Origin of the sequence: Kurthia gibsonii (assembly GCF_006539985.1) — a bacterium.
GTDB classification, from domain to species: Bacteria; Bacillota; Bacilli; order Bacillales_A; family Planococcaceae; genus Kurthia; species Kurthia gibsonii.
This window is the reverse complement of sequence record NZ_BJOB01000022.1, coordinates 1-20926: the sequence shown is the minus strand read 5'-3', so window position 1 is coordinate 20926 and position 20926 is coordinate 1. Positions and strand designations below refer to the sequence as shown.

Annotated in this window: 18 protein-coding genes and 1 pseudogene; 18 read left to right on the top strand and 1 reads right to left on the bottom strand. The window is 36.7% G+C overall.

From position 1 onward, the window contains the following. The first annotated feature begins 7 nt into the window (after nt 1-7). The 12 genes and pseudogenes from KGI01_RS08225 (at nt 8) to dltD (ending at nt 13457) form a co-directional block, all read left to right on the top strand. On the top strand, nt 8-1786 hold the full coding sequence (locus tag KGI01_RS08225) for a reverse transcriptase domain-containing protein (RefSeq protein WP_170214759.1): 1779 nt from the start codon (nt 8-10) through the stop codon (nt 1784-1786). A 103-nt stretch (nt 1787-1889) separates the two neighbouring features. Further along, nucleotides 1890-2327: pseudogene (locus KGI01_RS13860) on the top strand (ATP-dependent DNA helicase PcrA); the annotation flags it as partial. Nucleotides 2328-2351: 24 nt separating this feature from the next. After that, nucleotides 2352-4355, top strand: a complete 2004-nt coding sequence (ligA, locus tag KGI01_RS08215) for an NAD-dependent DNA ligase LigA (RefSeq protein WP_141274294.1) — start codon at nt 2352-2354, stop codon at nt 4353-4355. 18 nt (nt 4356-4373) lie between these two features. Further along, entirely contained in the window at nt 4374-5516 is a 1143-nt protein-coding gene (locus KGI01_RS08210; RefSeq protein ID WP_307723180.1) for a CamS family sex pheromone protein, read from the top strand. A 204-nt stretch (nt 5517-5720) separates the two neighbouring features. After that, the gene (gatC, locus tag KGI01_RS08205; protein WP_141274293.1) at nt 5721-6014 is read left to right on the top strand and encodes an Asp-tRNA(Asn)/Glu-tRNA(Gln) amidotransferase subunit GatC; all 294 of its coding nucleotides are present in this window, start codon (nt 5721-5723) and stop codon (nt 6012-6014) included. A gap of 25 nt (nt 6015-6039) precedes the next feature. Beyond that, nucleotides 6040-7500 carry an Asp-tRNA(Asn)/Glu-tRNA(Gln) amidotransferase subunit GatA gene (gatA, locus tag KGI01_RS08200; protein ID WP_141274292.1) on the top strand — a complete coding sequence of 487 codons (1461 nt, stop codon included), beginning with the start codon at nt 6040-6042 and terminating at the stop codon, nt 7498-7500. A gap of 1 nt (nt 7501) precedes the next feature. After that, a complete protein-coding gene (gene gatB / locus KGI01_RS08195) occupies nt 7502-8932 on the top strand; it encodes an Asp-tRNA(Asn)/Glu-tRNA(Gln) amidotransferase subunit GatB (RefSeq protein ID WP_141274291.1) in 1431 nt (476 codons plus the stop codon). A gap of 243 nt (nt 8933-9175) precedes the next feature. Continuing rightward, nucleotides 9176-9328: a teichoic acid D-Ala incorporation-associated protein DltX gene (locus KGI01_RS08190; RefSeq protein ID WP_231726972.1), complete on the top strand. Its 153-nt coding sequence runs from the start codon at nt 9176-9178 to the stop codon at nt 9326-9328. Between the two features lie 18 nt (nt 9329-9346). Then, on the top strand, nt 9347-10846 hold the full coding sequence (gene dltA / locus KGI01_RS08185) for a D-alanine--poly(phosphoribitol) ligase subunit DltA (protein ID WP_255314765.1): 1500 nt from the start codon (nt 9347-9349) through the stop codon (nt 10844-10846). Continuing rightward, nucleotides 10843-12024, top strand: coding sequence for a D-alanyl-lipoteichoic acid biosynthesis protein DltB (gene dltB / locus KGI01_RS08180; protein WP_141274290.1), 1182 nt, complete (start codon nt 10843-10845; stop codon nt 12022-12024). The genes dltA and dltB overlap by 4 nt, the downstream gene beginning before the upstream one ends. Nucleotides 12025-12045: 21 nt before the next feature. Next, a complete protein-coding gene (gene dltC / locus KGI01_RS08175; RefSeq protein WP_087682254.1) occupies nt 12046-12279 on the top strand; it encodes a D-alanine--poly(phosphoribitol) ligase subunit DltC in 234 nt (77 codons plus the stop codon). Continuing rightward, nucleotides 12276-13457 (top strand): D-alanyl-lipoteichoic acid biosynthesis protein DltD, encoded by a 1182-nt coding sequence (dltD, locus tag KGI01_RS08170; RefSeq protein ID WP_141274289.1) that lies wholly within the window; start codon nt 12276-12278, stop codon nt 13455-13457. The genes dltC and dltD overlap by 4 nt, the downstream gene beginning before the upstream one ends. 41 nt (nt 13458-13498) lie before the next feature. Here the strand turns inward: dltD and KGI01_RS08165 are convergent, their stop codons facing one another. Next, nucleotides 13499-14626 carry an MFS transporter gene (locus KGI01_RS08165; RefSeq protein WP_255314766.1) on the bottom strand — a complete coding sequence of 376 codons (1128 nt, stop codon included), beginning with the start codon at nt 14624-14626 and terminating at the stop codon, nt 13499-13501. A 143-nt stretch (nt 14627-14769) separates the two neighbouring features. Here KGI01_RS08165 and KGI01_RS08160 point away from each other — a divergent pair, with 143 nt between their 5' ends. The 6 genes from KGI01_RS08160 to rlmD form a co-directional block, all read left to right on the top strand. After that, the gene (locus KGI01_RS08160) at nt 14770-15327 is read left to right on the top strand and encodes a thioredoxin family protein (RefSeq protein ID WP_141274288.1); all 558 of its coding nucleotides are present in this window, start codon (nt 14770-14772) and stop codon (nt 15325-15327) included. 139 nt (nt 15328-15466) lie between these two features. Then, complete coding sequence (locus tag KGI01_RS08155) at nt 15467-16387, top strand: diacylglycerol kinase (RefSeq protein WP_141274287.1); 921 nt, start codon at nt 15467-15469, stop codon at nt 16385-16387. A 462-nt stretch (nt 16388-16849) separates the two neighbouring features. Then, a complete protein-coding gene (locus KGI01_RS08150) occupies nt 16850-18199 on the top strand; it encodes a cytochrome ubiquinol oxidase subunit I (RefSeq protein ID WP_141274286.1) in 1350 nt (449 codons plus the stop codon). Further along, nucleotides 18196-19221, top strand: coding sequence for a cytochrome d ubiquinol oxidase subunit II (locus KGI01_RS08145; protein ID WP_141274285.1), 1026 nt, complete (start codon nt 18196-18198; stop codon nt 19219-19221). The genes KGI01_RS08150 and KGI01_RS08145 overlap by 4 nt, the downstream gene beginning before the upstream one ends. 15 nt (nt 19222-19236) lie before the next feature. Continuing rightward, nucleotides 19237-19350, top strand: coding sequence for a cytochrome bd oxidase small subunit CydS family protein (gene cydS / locus KGI01_RS14205; protein ID WP_373863126.1), 114 nt, complete (start codon nt 19237-19239; stop codon nt 19348-19350). Nucleotides 19351-19561: 211 nt separating this feature from the next. Beyond that, a partial coding sequence (gene rlmD, locus KGI01_RS08140) for a 23S rRNA (uracil(1939)-C(5))-methyltransferase RlmD (RefSeq protein ID WP_141274284.1) occupies nt 19562-20926 on the top strand: 1365 nt, incomplete at its 3' end.

The window sequence follows — 20926 nt, the reverse complement described above, 5'->3', positions numbered from 1 at the left end:
GATGAATATGAAGGTCAAAGACAAGGATATTTGGCGATATGGTATTAATGATGTCGAACAAATATTATTTGATAAAGCATTAACTAAAACACGATTTAACCACTTGTGGCAATATGTCATTGATGAAAGAAATATTATTTGTTCAATTAAAATTATAGGTAGTAATAAAGGCAAGAAAACAGCAGGTCCAGATGGTATAACCTTTAATGACATTATGAAATTAGATATTGAAGATGTTATAAAGGAAATCAAAAATCGATTATTTGGTTCAAAACGAGGTAAAGCAAGAAATGTAATGATACCGAAAAGCAATGGAAAAATGCGATCTTTAGGCATAACCAATTTATATGATAGGATTGCACAACAATGTGTTAAAAATATCCTTGAACCTATTCTTGAAGCACAATTTAATCCTGAAAGTTTTGGATTTAGGAAAAATCGTAATGCTCAAGAGTGTATGTCCTATATCGCAACTACTTTACAATATAATAATGAAGGTCATATATACGATTGCGACTTGAAAGAATACTTTGATACTGTAAAAATTGATAAAGTACTTGATAAGTTAAAGTTAAACCACAATATACATGACTTAGCATTTCTAAAATGTATAAAGCGATTAATGTGGATTGACCTGATACAACCAAAAGAAAAATATAATGGAGTTGGATTAAGACAAGGAACAATTTTAGGACCAATACTCGCCAACGTTATGTTTCATGATTTTGAGCTTCGCCTTCATAAAATAAATGATTTTGAGCGAGAAAATGGTCGTCAAATTATCCAAAACCCCAATATTCATAAAAACCATGGTAAAAATTACAAACGTGGACGTGAATTTTACTTTAATTGGTTGAAACATCGTAGAGTAGTAAAAATTATTCGATACGCAGATGACTTTGTATTAATTAGCAAAGGGAAATATGATATATACGATGCAATAATGATGCTAGAAGATTGGTGTAAAGAAAACGAATTAGAAATAAATCGTGATAAAACAAAGTTAATACCAATTCATGGTGATGCACAACTGAAGTTCTTAGGATATAAATATCGAAAAACATACAGTACCAAACAAAATTCATTTATCATTTCGGTAAAAGACCAAAAGAAACTTTGGAGAGAAACTAAACTTAGGCTTGAATGGTGTTTATGGAAAGGCAATTTGGATTACTTCATCGTATATATAAGAGGAATATTTAATTATTACAATATCTGTACGAATTTAACATGGCTAATAAGTAGAATACATTTATTGCTTATAAAAAAGATGTGTAGAAGTCGACAAAAAGTAAAAATTGATAAAGTTCGAAATCCTCATGTTAGCTTTATCATAAATGGACAACTACTTAATCTGTGGGAAATGAGACAACATAGTGTGAAAAGTACAGCAGATTATATGTATGAAGTACACAAACTATGGGAACCGAATCAAACGAGATATAAGGCACTTGAATGGTTGGACTATTTCTTTGAAAATCGAACAAAAACAGGGAAAAATAGTAGTAACATTATTTATATCCCAAGTCTCTTGAATCAACAAAAGAAAGATCCGATTTTAGATAAAGAATATCTATATATGGATCCACAAGAAATTCATATACATCATAAAATACCGTTAAGTCTAGGTGGTACGGATAATTATAGTAATCTCATAATGTTGAGTAAAACATCGCATAAATTCGTACATGATGTGAATTTGAAGTTAAAAGATTTACCTGCCTATATTAATTTAAAACAATTGAACAAATATAGAAAATTATGTGGTTATGAAGTATTAAAATAATGCGAATTTGACTATTGATGATTAGATGGAGCGCCGTGTGCGGGGAAACTCGCAAGCACGGTGTGGGGTGGGGGAAAACCTGGAGATCATATCAAAGGGTTACCTATCACCATTTGGCATTACGCGAGCGGAGCAGCAGCTAATTATTACATGTGCGCAAACACGTACATTATTCGGACGTAGTAGCTTTAATAGTCCATCGCGTTTTATTCAAGAGATTGATTCTGCGATTTTAGAGGAGATTGCTTCTACAAGCTTCGGTTATCAAGCAACTTCAAGAGAACCACGTCGTCAGTCATCTGGCTATCGCAAGCCAATGAATACAGGAACAAAATTAAAAACAACAACGAATTATAAAGAATCTGGTGGCGATAAAGTAACATGGGCTGCTGGAGATAAGGCGTCACACAAAAAATGGGGTATTGGTACAGTAGTAAGTGTTAAAGGTGAGGGTGAAGGAATGGAACTCGATATTGCTTTCCCAAGTCCAACAGGCATCAAGCGTTTACTTGCGAAATTTGCACCAATTGAAAAAGTATAGTCTGAAATAGATGGAGGAAAAAGAATGGACAGAAAAGAACTGGAACAGAAAGTCGCAGAATATAATCGGTTATTACATGAATACGGACATGCCTATTATGTATTAGACCAACCGACTGTACCTGATCATGTATATGATAAGATGCTACATGAATTACTTGCGATTGAACAAGAATATCCGGATTTGATTTATCCAGATTCTCCAACCCAACGTGTCGGTGGCGAGATTTTAAAAGGATTTAATAAAGTAGAACATCGTTATCCGATGCTTAGTCTAGGGAATGCGTTCAGTGAAGCTGATTTAAAAAGCTTTGATGAGCGTGTTCGCCAATCGATTGGCGATAATTTCTCTTATGTATGTGAATTAAAAATAGATGGTTTAGCCATCTCGCTAATGTATGACAATGGTCTATTTGTTCGTGGTGCAACACGTGGAAATGGTTTTGTAGGTGAAGATATTACAGAGAATTTAAAAACAGTGCATTCGATTCCTCTTCGCTTAAAAGAACCTGTGACAATTGAAGTGCGCGGCGAATGTTATATGCCGAAGAAGTCATTCACAAATTTAAATAAAGTACGTGCTGAACAGGGGGAAGAACTGTTCGCGAACCCACGTAATGCAGCTGCGGGTTCTTTACGCCAGCTTGACCCGAAAATTGCAGCAAAGCGTAATCTTTCAACATTCATCTATGCTATTGGCGGTAGTGGTGAAGATTATGGTCTCGCAAGTCATAGTGATGCACTAGATTATTTAGATCAACTTGGCTTCACTACGAACCACGAACGTAAAAAATGCCAAACAATTGAAGAAGTATTTGCATACATTCAAGAATGGACAGAAAAAAGACCAAACTTAATTTATGAAATTGATGGGATTGTAGTAAAGGTAGATCGCTATGACCAGCAACAAGAGCTTGGGAATACAGTGAAAGCACCGCGTTGGTCAATCGCTTACAAATTCCCCGCTGAAGAAGTCATGACGAAAGTTTTGGATATTGACTTAACAGTTGGACGTACAGGTGTTGTTACACCAACTGCGATTTTAGAACCTGTTCAAGTTGCTGGAACAACTGTCCAGCGTGCAACGCTACATAATGAAAACATCATTCGCGAAAAAGATATTCGTATTGGTGATGCGGTCATTATTCGTAAAGCTGGTGATATTATTCCAGAAGTAAAACAAGTATTATTCGACCAACGACCTGAAGGACTAGAGCCTTTTACAATGCCGACGCACTGCCCAGCTTGTGGCAGTGAATTAGTACGTATTGATGATGAAGTTGCGCTCCGTTGTGTAAATCCAAGTTGTTTTGCACAAGTCGCAGAGGGATTATCGCACTTCGTTTCACGTAACGCGATGAATATTGAGGGTATCGGTGAACGTGTAGTTAGTCAGCTACTACGCGAAGGACTTGTGAAAGACGTTTCAGACTTATATACCTTAAATAAGGAAGAATTAATTGCCCTTGAACGAATGGGTGAAAAATCTGCACAAAATTTATTAGATGCAATTGAAGCTTCTAAGAAAAACTCACTAGAAAGATTATTATTTGGTTTAGGGATTCGTCACGTAGGTGCAAAAGCAGCACGCCTGTTAGCAGAGGAATTTGAATCAATTGATGCGTTAATGGATGCGACAGTGGAGCAGTTGACAGCAGTGTTTGAGATTGGTGATAAGATGGCTGATTCTATTGTCACGTATTTTGAAAAAGAAGAAGTTCGTGAATTAATCGAACGTTTACGCCAATTAGGCGTCAATGTATATTATACTGGTAAGAAAATCAATACCGAAGAAATTGATAGTGTATTTAATGGAAAGACGATTGTATTAACAGGTAAGCTTTCACAATTAAATCGCTCAGAAGCTCAAAAGAAAATTGAAGAGCTTGGCGGCAAAGTGACAGGGAGTGTGAGTAAGAAAACAGACCTTGTCATTGCAGGTGAGGATGCGGGCTCTAAATTAACAAAAGCTGAACAACTCGGAATTGAAGTGTGGAATGAGGAACGTCTCATAGAAGAATTATCTTAAATGAAGGAGTTTTAGGAAATGATGAAAAAACGCCGCTTAATTCCTGCGATACTAGCTGCTGCTTTATTAGCTGGATGTACAAGTCCTCTTTCAAAAGAAGAGAAGAAAGTTGTAACGCAAGACAAAGATGATAGTCAATCAACAATTGTGCCGAATACAGTTACAGAAGGAAAATACTATCGTACATTATTACCTTATAAAGAAAGTGCAAGTCGTGGTCTCATTGTATCGAATATCTATTCAAATTATGATATTCAAGAAGCAGAACAAGGATTAACACGTATCTCGCGTAATGTATATGACCCAGACGAATACTTCTTCCAAGAAGGACAATATTTAGATAAAGAAACCGTACAATCGTGGTTGGCGCGTAGAAATCAATCCGATGAAGGTCTAAATCCAAGCGATAAAGGTATGAGCCCAACAGAGCGTGCAAAAAAAGCTCCTGTTTACTTAGCACACATTATCGAACAAGACTATTTAAAACAATCGGGTTCGAATAAAGTGAAATTAGCAGGCATTTCAATTGGTTTAGCGTTAAATTCAGTTTACTACTATCAAAAGGAAGATTATGGCGCAACGTATGATGAGCCGATTCCAGACGCTACATTAAATGAAGAAGGTAAAAAAATTGCTGCAAAAGTTGTAAAGCGTCTACGAGATATAGATGGTTTAGCCAATATACCTATTACGATTGGACTGTATAAACAATCTGCACGGGGAGATATTGTACCAGGAACGTATATTGCCTATGCAGAAGTAGGCGAAGGTAAGTCAACAATTAACGATTGGAAAAATGTTAGCGAAAAGTATTTACAGTTCCCAATGTCAAACCCTGAAGATAAGTACCGTGAAGTAAATGACAACTTCATCACATTCAAAGAGAAAATTGATTCGTACTTTACAAACTCAGCGAATATCATCGGTACAGGTTACTATACACAAGATCGTATGCAGAGTCTAAAAATCAAAATTCCAATTAAGTTTTATGGTTCTTCAGAAATTACAGGTTTTACACAATATGCAGCTTCTGAAGTCGTGAAGCAATTCCCGAAAGATTTAAAAGTAGAAGTAAGTATTACGTCTGTAAATGGACCAGAGGCATTGATTGTTAAAAAGAGTGGCGAATCCGAAACGTTTGTCCATCTTTATAACGAATAAAAAAACGTAAGTGATGTGACATCCATCACTTACGTTTTTTCATGTACTAAAACCGATGTTAAGCTGTGAACAAACTCAAAACTTTTAGAAAACCCTTTATTTTCAAGATGTTACGAGCGCTTTACTACATAAAAGTACCTTGCTTACTGTATGAAAGAAATGATATTATCATAGGTATGGTTATCGAATTTGGAGGTGTAACAAATGGCAAAACTTTCAGTAGAAGAAGTGAAACACGTAGCAAAATTGGCTCGTCTTGCAATCACAGAAGAAGAAGCGGAAAAATTCGCAAGTCAACTCGCTGCAATTACTGATTTTGCGGCACAATTGAACGAATTAGATACAACGAATGTAGAACCAACAACGCATGTTCTACCGCTTGTAAACGTATTTCGTGAAGATGTGGCAGCAGAAGGTTTATCACGTGATTTGATGATGAAAAACGTCAAGGAACAACAAGATGGACTAGTTAAAGTACCACCAATTATGTCTGAATAAATTAATTGAAGGAGGAACAATACGGATGTCATTGTTTAAACATACATCTGCTGAGATGCAAGAACTTCTAAAAAACAAAGAAGTAACAATTGCAGACTTAACAGCAGAAGCATTTGCTCGTATCGAAGCACTTGATGGCGAAGTAGGTGCGTTTTTAGCACTAAACAAAGAAGCAGCTACTGCACAAGCAGCTGAGATGGACAAAGTACCTTTCGAAGAACGTGGACCACTATTTGGTTTACCAATCGGTGTAAAGGACAACATTGTAACTGAAGGACTTGAAACAACTTGTGCTTCAAAAATTTTAGAAGGATTCAACCCAATTTATGATGCAACAGTTGTACAAAAATTACGTGATGCAGGCATGATTACGGTTGGTAAAGTTAACATGGATGAATTTGCGATGGGTTCTGCAAACGAAAACTCAAGCATCAAACCTGTTCACAATCCTTGGAATTTCAATCATGTACCTGGTGGTTCTTCAGGTGGTTCAGCAGCAGCAGTAGCAGCAGGCGAAGTACCATTCACATTAGGTTCTGATACAGGTGGTTCAATCCGTCAACCAGCAGCATTCTGTGGTGTAGTAGGTATGAAACCTACATATGGTCGCGTATCTCGTTACGGTTTAGTAGCGTTTGCATCTTCTTTAGATCAAATTGGACCAATTACACGCAACGTGCGTGATAACGCATTATTATTAGAAGCGATTTCAGGCGTTGATGCAAATGACTCAACTTCTGCAAACGTAGAAGTACCTGATTTCGCTGCACAATTAACAGGCGATATTAAAGGTCTTAAAGTAGCAGTTCCAAAAGAATATTTAGGTGAAGGTGTTTCTGCTGGTGTGAAAGCACAAGTACAAGCAGCGATCGACAAGTTAAAAGAACTTGGCGCTACTGTAGACGAAGTATCACTTCCACATTCTAAATATGCTTTAGCAGCTTACTATATCCTTTCTTCTTCTGAAGCTTCATCTAACCTATCCCGTTTTGACGGTATCCGTTATGGTTTCCGTGCAGAAGCAGATAACTTAGAAGATTTATACTTACAAACACGTGCGCAAGGTTTTGGTGATGAAGTAAAACGCCGTATTATGTTAGGAACTTACTCATTATCAGCTGGTACGTATGATGCTTACTATAAAAAAGCACAACAAGTTCGTACATTAATCAAACAAGACTTTGATGAAGTATTCAAATCGTATGATGTCATTGTTGGACCTACAACACCAACAACTGCATTCAAGCTAGGCGAAAATATCGAAGATCCAATGACTGTTTATGCGAATGATATTTTAACGGTTCCAATTAACTTAGCAGGTGTTCCAGCTATCTCAATTCCATGTGGTTTTGACGGTGATCTTCCTGTTGGTTTACAAATCATTGGTAACTATTTCGAAGAAGGAACTGTTTACCGTGTTGCAGATGCATTCGAACGCGTAACAGATTTCCATACAAAAACACCTCAAACTTGGGAGGTAAAATAACATGACAAATTTTGAAACAGTTGTCGGTTTAGAAGTACACGTTGAGTTAAAAACCAACTCAAAAATTTTCTCACCATCTCCAAACAAATTTGGTTCTGAACCCAATACAAATATATCAGTAATCGACTTAGGATATCCTGGCGTATTACCTGTTGTGAATAAAGAAGTTGTGAACTATGCGATGCGTGTAGCTCTTGCGCTAAACATGGATATTAACCAACATACAAAGTTCGACCGTAAAAACTACTTCTACCCTGATAACCCAAAAGCATATCAAATTTCACAATTTGATAAACCAATTGGTGAAAACGGTTGGATTGAAATCGAAGTAAATGGCGAAAAGAAACGTATCGGTATTACACGTATTCATATGGAAGAAGATGCGGGTAAATTAACACATGGTACGAACGCTTCATTAGTGGATTATAACCGTCAAGGAACTCCACTTGTTGAAATCGTTTCTGAGCCAGATATTCGTACACCAGAGGAAGCATATGCGTACCTTGAAAAACTAAAAGCGATTATCCAATATACAGGCGTTTCAGACGTTCGTATGGAGGAAGGTTCTCTACGTTGTGACGCGAACATCTCAATCCGTCCTTACGGTCAAGAAGAATTCGGTACACGTACAGAGCTTAAAAACTTAAACTCATTCAACTTCGTTCGTAAAGGGATTGAGTATGAAGCACAGCGCCAAGAAGCTGTACTAAAAGCAGGCGGCGAAATCAAGCAAGAAACACGTCGTTTCGACGAGAAAACAAGTAAAACTGTATTAATGCGTGTAAAAGAAGGTACAGATGATTACCGTTACTTCCCAGAGCCTGACTTAGTAGACATCGTAATTGATGACGCATGGTTAGAGCGCGAAAAAGCAATGATTCCAGAATTACCTGATGCTCGTAAAGAACGTTATGTAGCAGAGATGGGCATCCCAGCCTATGACGCGCACGTATTAACTTTATCAAAAGAAACAGCTGATTTCTTTGAAGCGACTGTTGCAGCTGGTGCAGATGCAAAACTAGCATCAAACTGGTTAATGGGTGAAGTAAATGCTTACTTAAATGCAGAGCAAAAAGAATTAGCCGATACAGCCTTAACACCAGAAGGTCTTGCAGGTATGATTAAATTAATCTCTGCAGATACTATTTCTTCTAAGATTGCGAAGAAAGTTTTCAAAGAGCTTGTTGAAAACGGTGGTAACGCAGAAGAAATCGTTAAGGCAAAAGGTTTAGTACAGATCTCTGATGAAGGTGCTTTATTAGCAATGGTGACAGAAGTCCTAGATAATAATCCACAATCAATTGAAGACTTTAAAAATGGTAAAGATCGTGCGATTGGTTTCCTAGTAGGTCAAATCATGAAAGCATCACGCGGTCAAGCTAACCCTCAAATGGTAAATAAATTACTAATTGAAGAAATTAACAAACGTTAATAAGTTGAAAAAGTCGTTCATGGTTCGTTTGATACCACTGAACGTCTTTTTTATTTTTTTAATAAGCATTTACTTTAAATGAGGTAATAAAGTATGGAAAAGATTTGTGACTATTTTCCACTATCATTTGCCCTTTTTGTAATATAAAATTTATATTGGTGTAATAAATGTTATATTTAGCGAAGAAAATGAAACTTTTTAAAGCTTAAATCGTTAGAATAAAAGGTGGAAAGGAGCGTACAAATGGTAAATAAAGAAAAAAAAGAAGAAGAAAAAATGAGTGTTCCGCGAGCAATTGGTCAAACGTTCTTTTATTTTGCCATTATGGTGTTACTTGTATTAATTTACGGTTTCCATGATATGAGCGCGGGTCCATTTATATATACCGAGTTTTAGTGAAAGGAAGTGCATATTATGAATGTGCTACAACAAATTGCATCTGTTGCAAAGGAACATCCAGAAAAAGTAGCGTACCGATCAGCAGGTCAAACCGTTACCTACGGTGAACTTTGGGAACAATCAAACGCATTGGCGCATACCATAAAAAAAATGAATTTGCCTAAAAATAGCCCGATTACAGTTTACGGACATATGTCTCCTAAACAAATTATCGCATTTTTAGGAGTTGTAAAAGCAGGTCACCCATATATCCCACTCGATATTTCGATTCCTTCAGAACGAATTACACATATCGTTGAGGCATCGAAATCTTCATTTATGATCACAACGGAGCAATTCGATTTAGAAATTGCTGTGCAACAACAAGCAGCTAATGATTTGATTGTAAAGGGAGAAGGAGCTCAAAACAATCCAACTACATGGGTTAGCGAAGATGAAGTATTTTATATCATCTATACATCAGGTAGTACAGGAAAGCCAAAAGGCGTACAAATCTCTGAATCAAATTTACGACATTTTGTTGCATGGATTAACGAAGCTTGCTCGCTTCCAAATGGTGTGTATTTAAATCAAGCACCTTACTCCTTCGACTTATCCGTAATGGACTTATATCCAGCCTTAACAGGTGGAAGAGAGTTACATGCGATAACAAAATCTCAAATTGAAAATGCTGGTTTATTATTTGAAGAATTACATGATTCCTCAATTAATGTATGGACATCTACACCCTCATTCGCGAAGATTTGTTTAATGAATCCAGAGTGGAACGATGAACAAATGCCTGATTTACAAACATTCTTGTTCTGTGGAGAGGTACTACCGTTACAAGTTGTTAAAGAATTAAAACAACGATTCAAAAAAGCGACAATCTATAATTTGTATGGTCCAACAGAGACAACAGTAGCTGTGACAGCTGTTGAAGTAACAGATGATATGATTAAGACATATGAACACTTACCAATTGCGCCAGTCGATACAGGGGTTTTAAAAATCATGAATGAACAAATGGAAGAAGTAACAGATGGAGAAAAGGGTGAACTTGTCATCTTTGGACCAACTGTAAGTACATCAGGTTACCTGTATGCAGAAGAACAGACGAATAAAGTTTTCAAAACGCATGAAGGCGAACGTGTTTATAAGGCAGGCGACTTAGGATATATCCAAGATGGACATATTTTCTATGCAGGGCGTTCGGACTTCCAAATTAAATTACATGGTTATCGTATGGAGATTGAGGAAATCGAAAAGCAAATTGAAGCTTTAGACGAGGTCGGTGCGTGTGTCGTGTTACCTGTTAAATCAGGAGAAGAAGTAACTGCACTTACAGCATGTGTTGCATTGCACAATGAAATGACTGAGAAGCCATTTAAAGTAACAAAGAATTTAAAGGAAAAGCTGTTAAAAGCCATTCCAAACTATATGGTTCCGAAAAAGTTTGTCTATTTAGACTCACTACCACTCAATATGAATGGTAAAGTAGACCGTAAAAGATTGGCGGTTGAAGTAGGCTTATGATTCCATATAGTGATTTTCTATTCTTCTTAATTACAGCAATTGCGCTGTTACCAACGATTATTCTTGGTTTCTTAGGAAAATCATCTCGAAAATATAATCTGTTTATTACAGTTGTTATGTTAGCATTGATTTTCGGTTTAGATATGGGGAATTATACGATTAATTGGAAGGCAACCATTTCGATTTTATTATTTACACTTTTCCAAGTGTTATTAATTAAGGGTTACCATTCGTATCGTAAAAATAAAAACCATACAGCCGTTTTTGTCATTGGTGTATTACTAGCGATTTTACCGTTAGTTCTTGTAAAAGTTTTACCGTTCTTTAATTTACACATCTTCGGATTCTTAGGTATCTCATATATTACATTTAGAGCGGTACAAATGATTATGGAAACACGAGACGGCATGATGAAGAAGGATATTCCAATTACAGAATTGGTTTATTTCCTACTATTCTTCCCGACTGTTTCATCTGGTCCAATCGACCGTTGGAAACGATTTGATCGTGATTTTAAAAAAGTACCAACGAAAGAGGAATACCGAGAGCTAGTTTATAAAGGGATTAATAAGATTTTCTTAGGTTTCCTTTATAAATTTATTTTAGCCTTTTTACTTTATAACAAAATCTTAGTGTTCTTACCGGATCGTACATACGGTGTTCTAGATTCTTTTGGAGGGCATCTAGCGTACATGTATGTATATAGTCTGTATTTATTCTTTGATTTTGCTGGGTATAGTTGTTTTGCGATTGGTGTCAGTTATCTAATGGGGATTCGTACACCTAAAAACTTCAACTTACCATTCATTAGCCGAAATATTAAAGAGTTCTGGGAACGTTGGCACATGAGCCTGTCATTCTGGTTCCGTGACTACGTATACATGCGCTTTGTATTTTGGATGATGAAAAACCGTTGGATTAAAAATCGTTATACAGTATCGTATATCGGTTACTTCTTATTGTTCTTATTAATGGGTGCGTGGCATGGCTTAGAGCTTCACTACATTGTGTATGGTCTGTATCAAGCATTGCTCATTATTTGTTTCGATGTATTCGAACGATGGAACAAGAAGAAGAAATTTTGGAAAAATAATAAGTGGACGCATGCGATTTCAGTATTCATTACATTCAATTTTGTATGTTTTGGTTTCTATATTTTCTCAGGCGCACTATTCTAATACGTAAGGGAGATTTTAAAAATGGATAAAGAAAAAGTAATTCAAATTATTGCAGATGTTTGTGAGGACGATGTTGTTTTAGAGGAGCGCGATTTAGATTTATTCCAAGAAGGTTTACTTGATTCATTCGGTACAATCAACTTGTTAGTAGCATTCGAAGATGAATTAGGCATCAATGTACCAATTACAGTATTTAATCGTGAAGAATGGAATACACCGAATAATATTGTAATGCAATTAGAAGAGCTTGCATGAAAAAAGTAACGTTTGTACCGCTGTTTGTTGCGGTTGCACTCTTTCTAGTCTTCTTATTCTTTCCGAATAAATGGCTTGAAAAAATGATTTCAGATGAACAAGTAGATGCTGCAAAAACAGAAATGAATCCACTTGTTTATCAAGGGAAATATATGCAATCGCGTATGTTACAACAAGATAATATGATGCCGATTTTAGGTTCATCTGAACTTGTACGATTTGATCCATTCCATCCGTACAATTATGCAAAAGCTACTGACGCACCATACGATACGTATCTTGTAGGGCGTGGTGGTATGCAAAGTCTAGTTCACTTTTTAAATATTGTGGAACAGAAGAAAAACTTAAAAGACAAAAAAGTTGTATTCATTGTTTCACCACAATGGTTTGTAAAAGAGGGATTAGATGAATTCCATTTTTCACCGAACTACTCGATGTTGCAATCTTATGATTTAGCTTTCAATAAAGAAATCGATTCAGAGATTAAAAAGCGTGGTATGAAGCGTCTGCTAACATTTGATACAGTTAAACGTGATACAGTATTACGCACCATGTATGAATATGAGTTATCCAACCATAAAAAATATCCGATTGTCGGTAAAATAGCGATGGCTGTCGGAAGTATGACGCGTAGTATTCAACATAAAAAAGATTTGTATTATTCGCTATTTATTGGACATAATCCACGTAATCTCAAAGCAGATGACACATTAGTGAAAGGTCTTACATTTGAGCAACAACTTGCTAATGCAGAAGAATTCGGTAAACCGCGTGTGAATAATGAATATAGTATTAAAACAAGCTATTATGATAAAAAAGTTAAGCCTAATCTACAAGAATTAAAAGGTTATAAAAAAGACGAAGAATATACCAACTCACCAGAGTATGCAGATTTAAAATTAGTTATGGATGCTTTTAAAGATGTTGGTGCAAAACCAATGTTTGTTTCTATTCCAATGAATGGAAAGTGGTATGATTATGCAGAATTTGATAAAGAACGTCGTGATGATTATTACGCAAAAATGAATAAATTCTTGCGTGAATCAGGTTATGCTTATGTAGATATGTCACAACATGAAAATGAAAATTACATGTTCACAGACACACTACACATTGGTTGGAAAGGTTGGGTCTATATGGACCACGCAATGGATGATTTTTGGAATCACAATCGCTAATAGAAAAAGACTTCGACACGTAAAAATGTCGAAGTCTTTTTTTATGATGTTTGTCGTTTTTGACGAATTAATAGGAAAATTCCATATAAAAAAGCAACTGCTGAGATACCTGTTAGCATGAAGTAGAAGTTGTGTCCGCCGAATACATTATACACATAACCACCAATTGCGGATGCTACCATACCTGAAAACCCAAAGAATAAGAGTGCAAGTAAAGTTTGTCCTGTTGCACGCCATTCGCGTGGTACTAATTTATATAAGTACTGAATTGCCGCTGTATAGAAGATTGGGAATGTTACCATCTGTAGCAGTTGTACAGCAATTAATGCATAAGGATTATCTACAATTCCTGATAAGAAGAATCGTACTACATAGAAGAAGATGGCAATCGTGATGAGTAATAATTCTTTCCCAGGCTTTAACCACATAAAGCTTAAAGCGAAGATGACAATTTCACTTGCCGCTGCGATAAAGAACGCAAGCCCAACAAGTTTGTTATCGCCATTCAACGTAATTACGTGAATACCTAGAAATGTATCATTCATACGTGCAGAGATAGAAGCGATTAATATTAATAGAAGAAACAGTAAAATTTCTTTATTTAAAATCAATTTTTTAAAACCTTCAATCGTTACAGGTACAGGGCTTGGTGGTGCATCACGTAATAACCAGACAGATAGAAAGGCAAGTATTCCAGCTACAGCAAATAAATAAGAAATACTATGTAGACCAAACCAGTCCATTATGTAGCCGACAATTAATGATAGAACTGCATAACCAAGTGCGCCATATGTGCGCACAGAGCCATAGGAGATTTTTAATGTTTCAGCTGTTGTAAAACTTAATGATTCACAAAGTGGATCTAAAGGCATTAAAAAAGCATACACCAATAACGTAAAAATAACGATCCAGCTCATGCTAGATGCTTGATATAAGAAAAAACCACTAATGGTTGTGAGTAAAATTAAAACGAGCATTACTTTACGAATCGTTTTCAAACGATCACTAATCATACCGAATGTAGGTTGCACAATGATTGTAATAAGACTACCTATACTAATTAAAAGCCCTACTTTTGTTTCCGACATTCCCTGTGCTTTCATAAAAACGGGAAGAAACGGAATAAAGAGGGCGAGCATTCCAAATAATAAAAAATTATAGCTTTTGATGAGTGACTTTTGGATAAAATCAAGTCCTTTCAGTAAGAAGAATAAGAAATTCAGTTTAGTTAAAAATATGGAAATAGTCAATAGTAAACGAATTTGTTACAATAAAGACATAAAAGAAATAAAAAGAACGAGGAGGGAATGGAATGAAAACAGAACAACAGTATTTTGAAGAAGGAAAACCACTTGCTTTATATATGGACGAAATGTCGACTTTAAAGGATAATTCATATCGTGTTTATAATGGATTTACATTACCAGATGATTCAGCATTTATTGAAGCATTAAAAGCAAAGCGCCCACATATCTTAGTGATTACAGAAGATTGGTGTGGGGACGCGATGATTAACAATGCCATCTTACGCAAGATTGCAGAAGCCGCCGACTTAGACGTACGTGCTGTGTTACGCGATGAGAACCTTGATTTGATTGATCGCTATCTAACAAATGGTGGACGCGCTATTCCGATTTATATCTTCTTATCTGAAGAAGGTGAAGTTTTAGGAACATGGGGACCACGCGCACCGGAATTACAAGCTTACGTAATGAAGTGTCGTCAAGCATTACCACCAAAAGAATCAGAAGAATTCGATGCCGCTCAAAAAGAGATGTATACGATGATTGGTGAGGAAAATGCTTCAAACGACCAATTTTGGCATTGGGTGTATGCAAGTCAAAAACAAGCTTTAGAAAAAGTAATCTAATTTCATATAACAACTCATATTCCATTCGAAAAGAGTGGAATATGTATTTTAGGGAAAAAATGAACGGAAAGTGCAACATCTTAAGGAGAGAATTCGTTTTAGCAATAGGGAAAATTTTGAGAAGCAGGAAGGTATAAGAATGAAAAGAGCAAGAATCATATATAATCCAACTTCTGGTCGTGAAGCTTTTAAAAAACATCTACCAGAAGTATTAGAGAAGTTTGAAATTGCTGGTTATGAAACTTCTTGTCATGCAACAACTTGTGAAGGAGATGCGACTGTAGCAGCGAGAGAAGCGGTTAAAAGAGATTTTGAGTTAATCGTAGCAGTTGGTGGTGACGGCACATTGAACGAAGTCGTTGCAGGTGTAAGTGAGTTTGAAAATCGTCCGAAAATCGGTTTGATTCCAATGGGAACAACGAATGATTTTGCTCGAGCTGTCCGAATTCCACGAGACATTAACAAAGCAGTCGATATTATCTTACAGGGTGATACATTACCCGTTGATGTTGGCTTAGCAAATGACCGCTACTTTATTAATATTGCAGGTGGTGGTCGTATTACAGAGTTAACCTATGAAGTACCAAGTAAATTGAAAACTGTTTTAGGTCAACTTGCATATTATTTAAAAGGTATTGAGATGTTACCATCAATTAAAGCAACGAATATGCGTATTGAATATGATGGTGAAGTTTTTGAAGAAGAAGCGATGATGTTTTTAATCGGTCTAACGAATTCAGTTGGTGGATTTGAAAAGTTAGCACCAGACGCAAGTATTAATGATGGGTTATTCTCTGTATTCATCTTAAAAAAATGCAGTATCGCTGATTTTATTAAACTTGTTACACTTGCTGTACGCGGTGAACATTTAAAAGATTCACATGTGATTTATACAAAAGCAAAAGAGGTTAAAGTTTATTCAGAGGATAAGATTCAATTGAATTTAGATGGTGAATATGGTGGAGATGCACCAGCTGTGTTTAAAAATTTAAAACGCCATATTGAATTATTTGTACCAATTGAAGATATTCGTGCAGAAGATCGTATAGAAGCAGAATAAGTTTAGAAATATGGAAGCTGTAGAAACATTTTGAGATAAATGTTTTCTACAGCTTTTTATTGTTCTATAGAATTTAAACAGAAAATGAGTTTGTAAGAAAAATAAGAAGGGGTTTAGTGGGCAATAGATGCGTCTTTTTTATATTGTCTGTTTATAACTTCATTAATATTTCACGATAAAAAATCACGCGTCATTTTAAAAATCAAGGGCATTTGTGTGACATTCATCACTGTCACATGAATGGCAATTTTTCCTCACACTTTTCACATGAATACGTAGCATTTCTGTCAAGAATTAGCGATTTAAAGACGTTTTAGAGGGGTATAATAAGCGTATGAAGGGGAGAAGCCTATGTACAAAAAGCAAGAACGGATTCTAATTTGGACTTGTGGCATTGCAGCAATTATTATGCTCATATCAATTGTAGTTAGTTACATTTTTTAGCTAAGGAGGCTAAGCAACATGGTGAATGAAAGTTCAGTATTTTTCAGTCGTCTGTTAACGGAATTCACGTTAACATTCCACATTATCTATGCAACAATCGGTGTCGGAGTACCCTTAATGATTATGATTGCACAGTGGCTTGGGATTAAAAAGAACGACGAACACTATATTTTACTCGCACGACGTATTGCGCGAGGCTATGTAATTACCGTAGCAGTTGGGGTTGTAACAGGGACCGCATTCGGTTTACAACTATCACTCTTATGGCCAAGTTTTATGGAAGTAGCAGGTAATGTTATTGCGTTACCACTCTTCATGGAAACATTTGCGTTCTTCTTTGAAGCAATTTTCCTAGGAATTTACTTGTACACATGGGATCGATTTGAGAATCAGAAAAAACATTTCTTATTATTAATTCCAGTAGCAGTTGGTTCAGCAATGTCAGCAGTATTCATTACAATCGTAAATGCATTCATGAACTCACCTCAAGGATTTGATATTCAGGATGGTCAGTTAACTAATATTCAACCGATTGTAGCGATGTTCTCACCATCTATGCCTACAAAAGTAGGGCATGTACTTGTATCAGCCTTTATGACATCAGCATTCTTACTTGCAGCGATTGCAGCGTATCGCATGATTCGCGGTTCAAGACATGCTTATTATAAGAAATCACTTTTCTTATTTATGAAGGTTGGTTTAGTATTCTCTATTGCAACAGCCATTATCGGGGACTTCTCAGCAAAATATTTAGCAGAATACCAACCAGAAAAATTAGCAGCAGCAGAATGGCATTTTGAAACAGAAAAAGATGCCGACCTCATACTTTTTGGGGTGTTAAATGAAGAAACAGAGCAAATTAAATACGAAATTCGTATTCCAAAAATGTTAAGTTTCCTTGCACATAATAACTTTAACGCAGAAGTAACAGGTCTAAATGCATTTCCGAAAGATGAAACACCACCGCTTTACATTCACTATCTATTCGACTTCATGGTAACAATTGGCGTGTTCATGATTCTATTAAGTTTAGTGTATGTCATTGCGAAAATTAGAAAATGGTTATTCGTTGATTCAAAATGGTTCCGCTGGCTCATCGTACTTGGTGGACCACTAACATTCTTAGCAATTGAAGCAGGATGGTGGTTAGCAGAAGTTGGTCGTCAACCATGGATTCTTGTGAAGTATATGAAAGTCGCAGATGCCGCAACAACGAGCGGAAACGTCGGCTTAATGGCGATTCTATTCGGTATTCTATATGTCATTCTTGGAATCGGTAGTGTGGTCGTATTAGTTAGAATGTTTAAATCAAACCCTGTAGAACGTGAATTAGCGGATCGTAAAATGAAAGGCGGGGATTCGAAATGAACATCGAAATTTTAGGGATTACGGTACTTTGGATCTTCCTATTCGGTTATATCCTTGTTGGTTCAATTGACTTCGGTGCAGGATTCTTCAACGCACATGGAATTATGACAGGGAAGCAACACATCCTGTCTAAAATCATCCAACGCTATTTATCACCAGTATGGGAAGTAACGAATGTATTCTTCGTATTCTTCTTCGTTGGAATTATCGGATTCTTCCCGAAAACAGCTGTCTACTTCGGTCAACCGATGTTGATTCCAGGAAGTATCATCTTAATTCTTTTATGTATTCGTGGTTCGTATTACGCATTTGAAGCATACGGTGCAAGAGGGCATAAAGGATATGCAACGATGTACGGTATTGCAGGTGTCTTAATGCCAGCCGCACTATCAATCGTATTAACAATTTCAGAAGGTGGATTTGTTGAGATTGTAAAAGGACAACCTGAATTGAATTATAAAGCATTATTCACAAGCCCATTAACGTGGAGTATCGTTGTACTATCTATCTCAGCTTGTCTGTATATCTCTGCAACATTCCTAACATGGTATGCGAATGAAGCAAAAGATATGGCAGCGCGTGACTTACTACGCAAATATGCGTTAATTTGGGCAATCCCATTAGTCATCTCAGTAATCGGTATTATGGTTGAATTAAAAAGCCATAATCCAGAACACTATGATCGTATGGTAGACCTATGGTATCTACTCGCACTATCAGCGCTCATGTTCATCGGTACAATCTATCTATTATTCAAAAAGATGAAGTTTGGTTTAGCGATCGGTTTAGTAATTGGTCAATTCCTACTTGCGTTCTTCGCATACGGTATTAGCCATTACCCGTACTTGATGTATCCACATCTCACACTATATGATTCATTCACGAACCAAACAATGGCGATTGCGCTTGTTGTTACATTCGTTTTAGGTCTTTGTTTACTCGTACCAGCCTTATGGTTAATTTTAAAATTATTCGTCTTCAATAAAAATTATACAGAAGGTAAAGAAGATCATCACGCTTAAAGGAGTGTGTTCCAAATGGAAAACTTTTTAATATTCTATGCACCATTTGTGATTGTAGTCGTAGCGATTATCATCAGTTTCTGGATTGCAAAAATGGATGGTCCAGCTACAAGAGATGAAAAAGAATAGTTCGTATATGAAAGAGGGAGTCGATTCAATCGATTCCTTCTTTTTTGCCTGTTTGTTTCGTGGTACAATAATAAGATTGAATGAAGCAACTGTGCATACGCTCGTTACGGCGTTTTGTATCACTGGATACAACTAAGTTAAAAAGGAGAACGCACATCGAAAAGACGTAACATTATAAGATTTTATAAATTTTCGATTGCGAATGTGAACAATGACTGTACCTGTAAAGAAGAATGACCGATTAACGGTTCATATAGAAGATTTAACACATGACGGTGCGGGTGTCGCAAAAGTAGACGGCTACCCGTTATTTATCCAAGGTGGTTTACCAGAAGAAACAGCCGAAGTACATGTATTAAAAACATTGAAAAATTATGGTTTTGCGAAAATAATCGACATCATCGAACCATCACCAGATCGTGTCGAAGCACCCTGTCCGATTTTTCATCAATGCGGTGGTTGCCAACTACAACACTTGTCATACGAAGGACAACTAAAGTGGAAACAAAACATGGTTGAAAATGTGATGAAACGAATCGGTAAGCTCGATGTACCTGTTCACCCTGTAAAAGGAATGACAGAGCCATGGCATTATCGTAATAAAGCGCAAATTCCATTCGGATTAGAGGGAGAAGTACCTGTAGCTGGTTTTTATAAAACGAAGTCACATGCGATTGTCGATACGAATCGCTGCTTGATTCAAACAGCTGAAGCAGATGCCATTTTAGAAGGCTTAAAACCGAAACTATGGGCGCTCGGCTTAACACCTTATGATGAAAAAACAAAACAAGGCTTACTGCGCCATGTGGTCGTTCGTAAAGCACGTACGACGGATGAAGTGATGGTCGTACTCGTAACGAAAAAACGTAAACTCGCGCAAAAAGAAGCCATCATTGAGACGGTTCGTACACTTGTACCAAATGTACGCGCGATTATGCAAAATGTGAACGGACAAGATACGAATGTCATTTTCGGTAACGAAACACTACCTCTATGGGGCGACGAAGTAATTGAGGATTATATTGGAGATGTCCGCTTTGAAATTTCAGCGCGCTCATTTTATCAAGTGAACCCAATCCAAACAGAAGTATTGTATGAACAAGCATTAGCTTACGCAGATTTAACAGGTAATGAGACCGTAATTGATGCGTACTGTGGTATTGGAACGATTTCGCTATTTCTTGCGAAACAAGCTAAATCAGTGATGGGTGTTGAGATTGTGCCACAAGCGATTGAAGATGCCAAACGTAACGCAGCACTGAATGGCTTTACGAACACATACTTTGAAGCAGGCCCAGCAGAAGAAGTGATTCCTCGCTGGTATAAAGAAGGCAAAACAGCAGACGTACTGATGGTAGATCCACCACGAAAAGGCTGTGACGAAGCGCTCTTAACAACCATCTTAAAACAAAAGCCGAAGAAGGTTGTCTATGTATCATGCAACCCAGCAACACTAGCCCGCGACCTTCGTATTTTAGAAGACGGCGGCTACAAAACAAAAGAAGTACAACCAGTCGACATGTTCCCGTATACAGCGCATGTTGAGGTGGTAGCGTTGATGTCAAGGGTAGATAAA